General features: G+C 47.1%; 4 protein-coding genes and 1 pseudogene. All 5 read right to left on the reverse strand.

Translation table 11 applies throughout. The features are described from left to right. Window positions 1–1,283 (reverse strand): nitrate- and nitrite sensing domain-containing protein (locus QZ147_RS08400; protein WP_295149250.1); only part of this gene is annotated, 1,283 nt, incomplete at its 3' end. Between the two features lie 2 nt (window positions 1,284–1,285). Beyond that, on the reverse strand, window positions 1,286–2,323 hold the full coding sequence (gene hemE, locus QZ147_RS08405) for a uroporphyrinogen decarboxylase (RefSeq protein ID WP_295149253.1): 1,038 nt from the start codon (window positions 2,321–2,323) through the stop codon (window positions 1,286–1,288). 23 nt (window positions 2,324–2,346) lie between these two features. Then, complete coding sequence (locus QZ147_RS08410) at window positions 2,347–2,853, reverse strand: YqhA family protein (protein ID WP_295149255.1); 507 nt, start codon at window positions 2,851–2,853, stop codon at window positions 2,347–2,349. A 141-nt stretch (window positions 2,854–2,994) separates the two neighbouring features. After that, window positions 2,995–4,020: an aspartate-semialdehyde dehydrogenase gene (locus tag QZ147_RS08415; RefSeq protein ID WP_295149258.1), complete on the reverse strand. Its 1,026-nt coding sequence runs from the start codon at window positions 4,018–4,020 to the stop codon at window positions 2,995–2,997. 47 nt (window positions 4,021–4,067) lie between these two features. Continuing rightward, a pseudogene (locus QZ147_RS08420) lies at window positions 4,068–4,386 on the reverse strand (sigma-54-dependent Fis family transcriptional regulator); the annotation flags it as partial.

Below are 4,386 nucleotides of genomic sequence, written 5' to 3' on the forward strand. Positions count from 1 at the left end.
GCCTTAAAGCGCTCTAAAAGCCCCAAAAGCTCGACGCTGCTATTTGCGATATTTTCTTTTAGAGACGCCTGTAATTCTGCGAATGCGCCTTTTAGCCTAACTAGCGCGGGATTAGAAGTGCTTGCGTTTAAGCCCGCCGCAAAATTTCCGACGCGGATCTGACCGACGAAGTCGTTTGCCGCCGCGATGAAGCTGTTTTGCTCTGCCAAATTTTGTTCGATTTGCTTTATATTTTCGTTAATAAGCGCGCTCATCTGTCCGATTTCATCGCTTCCCTCGACGTTTATCATCGCCGCTTTTTGAGTTTTGTTGTTTAAGAAATCGAAAAATTCGGCTAGCCCGCTTTTGGTTTTTTGGATTCCGGAGATTAAATTTCGTCCGATTAAAACCGAAACTACGAGCATTAGCAATGCGCACGCGCCGATAATTACAACGCTTAAAATTAGCTCGTTATTAGCACTTTGTTTAATGCTAGTAGCCTGCGCCTTCATCTCGTCTAGTAAATTTAGTTCGAATTTTCTCATTAGATCGATCACGCTCGTGGCCTTGCTAAACCACTCGGGCGCATCGTAATTTACGTTACTATTTTCTACCACGTCTTTTACGATATCTCTTACTCTCGTAAATTCGGGATTACTTCTTACGACCTTATCAAACTCCGCGCCGTATTTAGGATCGTTGTATTCGTCGAAATCCTTCGCGAATTTATCAATCACGCTATTTAGCGCGACGACGCGGTTATATTCCTCTTTTGAGATACTTTTTTTCGTAAAAACGCCGTTTAGCGTAGCGCGCAAAGTGCCGTAAAATTCTTTAATCTCGCCCGCAGTCATTACGCGTTTTAGATATTCCATTAGACTCGGCTCGATTTTTGCGCCGTTTTTATTTAGCGCCACGGTTCTGGTTCTGATTAAATTTGTAATTTGTACGATTAAATCAGAACCTTCTCTTCTATCTACGCCCGCGCGAATTTGAGATAGTTTTGAGACTATCTCGTCCTTACCTTCTAGCTTTTGCACCATTTCATCGACTACTTTACGCTGCGCTAAAAGCTTTGCGTTGTCGCCGCCCGAAATCACACCCGAGCTAAATCCGCGCTCTTTTTGCATCTCGTGGATGAAATTCGTCTCGTTTATAGTTAGTTGCGCGACCTCTTCGCCGATCGTAGCTTCGCTGCGAGTCTGCAATATCTCGCTTATTACGTAAGCGCTGACTACTGCAAGCCCCGCAAACGCGACTATCACCATTGCGATCATTTTAAATCTGATCTTTACGTTATTCATTTTTACGCCTCCGTTTTGACGATTTTAGATTTTTCTTGAACCGATTTTATGAAATATTTTGCGTTCTCTACGGGCACGTCGGGCAAAATTCCGTGTCCGAGGTTGAAAATATGCGGTGCGCCGTTCATCGCGCTTAAAATTTCATCTACGCCTGCGTCGATCGCCTCTTTGCTATAAAGGCGCGTAGGCTCCATATTGCCCTGCAAGACGTAACGAGGGCTTAAAATTTCGCGCGCTTTGCTTATCGGCGTACTCCAATCTACGCCCAAGACGTCGAAATTTCCAGAAATTTTATCTAACGACGCGCTTACGCCTTTTGGAAAGACGATAATCGGGATTTGCGGGAACTCCGCCTTTACGGCATCTACGATGCGTAAAATATACGCCCAACCGAACTGCAAATAAGCGCTCTCTTCCAGCGCGCCAGCCCAACTATCGAAAATTTGCACGGCATTTACGCCCGCTCTTATCTGCGCTTTGACGTAGCTTATAAGCGCGTCCGTAACCTTGTCCAAAATTTCTCGTAAAAGCTGCGGCTGCGTATAGAGCATTTTCTTACAAATCGCGTAAGTTTTGCTGCCGCGCCCTTCTATCATATAAGTAGCCAAAGTCCAAGGCGCTCCGCAAAAGCCGATAAGCGCCTTATCGAGCGCTAGTCTCTCGCGGGTAAGGCTTATCGCGTCGTAAACGTAGCTTAAATTTCGCGCCGCGCGCTGCGGATCGAGCGCATCTAAATCCTCGCGCGTAGTTATCGGCGCGTCAAATACGGGCCCCTCGCCCTTTTCAAAGCGCAGATCCATACCCATTTCAAGCGGCACTACTAGAATATCGCTAAAAAGTATCGCCGCGTCCACGCCTAAAATTTCGACCGGCTGGATCGTAACCTCGCTGGCTTTTTTATAATCCTTGCAAAGCGATAAAAAATCTCCCGCCTGCGCGCGGACGCGCATGTATTCGGGCAAATACCGCCCTGCTTGACGCATCATCCACACGGGCGTGTACGGCGTAGGCTTTTTTAAACAAGCATCGATAAAAATCATATTTTTCCTTTAATAAAGCGGCGTTAGTGCGCCTCGCCTTTGTGCAAGAAATAAAGCCCCAGGCACAGCGCTAAGATCGAGGCGGCAAGATAGATCATTTCAAGCGGCGTAGAGAAATTCGCATGCAGCACGCGCTGGAAAAAATTTACGATTAGCACCATTATGATGACTTTGCCCAGCTTATCTTTTAGTTGATCTAGCGAATGCACCTCTAAAACCTTGCTTTGTTTCGAGTTTTTTAACTCCTCGATCTCCGATACGAACAACTCGTAAATACCGAACGCGAAAATATAAAGCACGAGCGCCATTAGATATAAATCTATCGCGCCTACGACCTCGCCCACTACGTCGGAGTGAAAATTTTCAGGATGTACGCCTTTAAAAAAATAGGCGTAAACGTCGCCCAAAACATTCCAAACGTCGTAGCTTGCGATAACAAAAAGCACGATAGCTCCTAGCAAGCAAAATATAACGGGAAGTAGCGTAAATTTATTCGTGGAAAGTAAAATTTTCTCGAAAATTTTTTGCATTAAGCGCCTTTGATTTATTTTAGGGATATATTTTACAGAAATTTAGATAAGAATTGATTTAACGGGCGGGAATTTCAAACGAAATTTTAATTGTGGAGGCGGATCCGCGGGGTAAAATTTCCGCAAATCCGGCTTGCGATTTTAATCTTGCGTCTCTATCCATTTTTGCGCGATTCTTACGGCGTTTGTCGCCGCTCCCACGCGGATCTGATCGGCGCTGCACCACAGGTGAAGCACGTTTTTGCGGTAGTTATCCGTGCGGATGCGTCCGACGTAGGTTTCATTAGTATCCGTAGCAATAGAGGGCATCGGGTACTCTTTTTTAGACGGCTCGTCCACGACTACGATACTTGGCGCGTTGCGTAAAATTTCGCGGGCGGCGGCGGCATCCACGTCGCGACCAAAGGTTATAGTAATCGCTTCGGAGTGGCTGCGCAGCACGGGCACGCGCACGCAGGTCGCACTCACCTCGATATCAGCGTGGAGGATTTTTCGAGTTTCGTTTACCATTTTCATCTCTTCCTTCGTATAATCGTTATCTAAAAATACGTCGATGTGCGGGATAACGTTAAACGCCAATCGGTGCGCGAATACCTTCGGTTCGCACTCGTCGAGCTTAAACTCAAAGAATTTTTGTAGCTGCACGACTAGCTCTTCCATACCCTCTTTGCCCGCGCCTGAAGCCGCCTGGTAGGTTGCTGCGTCCACGCGCTTAATGCCGAAAGCATCGTTTAGCGGTTTTAGAATTTGAACCATTTGGATCGTGGAGCAGTTAGGGTTTGCGATGATTCCGCGGTTTTTCCACTGCGCGATGTCCTGCGGATTGCACTCGGGTACTACCAGCGGCACGTCCGCGTCCATTCTAAAATGACTCGTGTTGTCGATAACTACCGCTCCGCTAGCCGCCGCGATAGGCGCGAATTTTTCGGATACCGACCCGCCCGCGCTAAAAAACGCGATATCGACCTCGTGCTCGTCGAATACCGTCTCGGTAAGCTCTTTTACCTTATATTTTTTACCGCTAAATTCTATCTCGCTGCCCGCGCTTTTCGCGCTTGCTAGCGGCAGTACCTCGCCTACGGGGAAATTTACCTCGCCCAAAACGTTAAAAATTTCCTCCCCGACCGCGCCCGTCGCGCCTACGACAGCGATATTAAACTTTCTCATTTTCCGTCCTTAAATGAAATTTTAGCGCCGATTATACATTAAAATTTTTAAAATTTAGCCCTGCGCGCCTGCAAAAATAGATCCCCCGGCGTTATAACCTCACCGTCGCTTAAAATAGCCGCGCGCTGCACCAAGGAGATTAGCTCGCGCACGTTACCAGGAAAGTCGTATCCCAACATCTCGCTTTTAGCCTCGTCGCTAAATGATTTTTTACTAAATCCGTATTGCGCGCAGACGTTTTGCAGCGTAGTTTCCGCAATCGGCAAAATCTCGTCGCGGCGCTCGCGGAGCGGCGGAATAGTAAGCGGGATCGTGCTTAGTCTATAATAAAGATCCTCGCGGAATTTACCTTCGCTAATTAGCGCG

The organism is uncultured Campylobacter sp. (assembly GCF_905371695.1).
GTDB lineage: Bacteria > Campylobacterota > Campylobacteria > Campylobacterales > Campylobacteraceae > Campylobacter_A.

Coding starts and splice junctions, on each gene's coding strand:
- hemE (WP_295149253.1), bottom strand. CDS start 2,323: ATGATTTTTATCGATGCTTGTTTAAAAAAGCCTACGCCGTACACGCCC.
- QZ147_RS08410 (WP_295149255.1), bottom strand. CDS start 2,853: ATGCAAAAAATTTTCGAGAAAATTTTACTTTCCACGAATAAATTTACG.
- QZ147_RS08415 (WP_295149258.1), bottom strand. CDS start 4,020: ATGAGAAAGTTTAATATCGCTGTCGTAGGCGCGACGGGCGCGGTCGGG.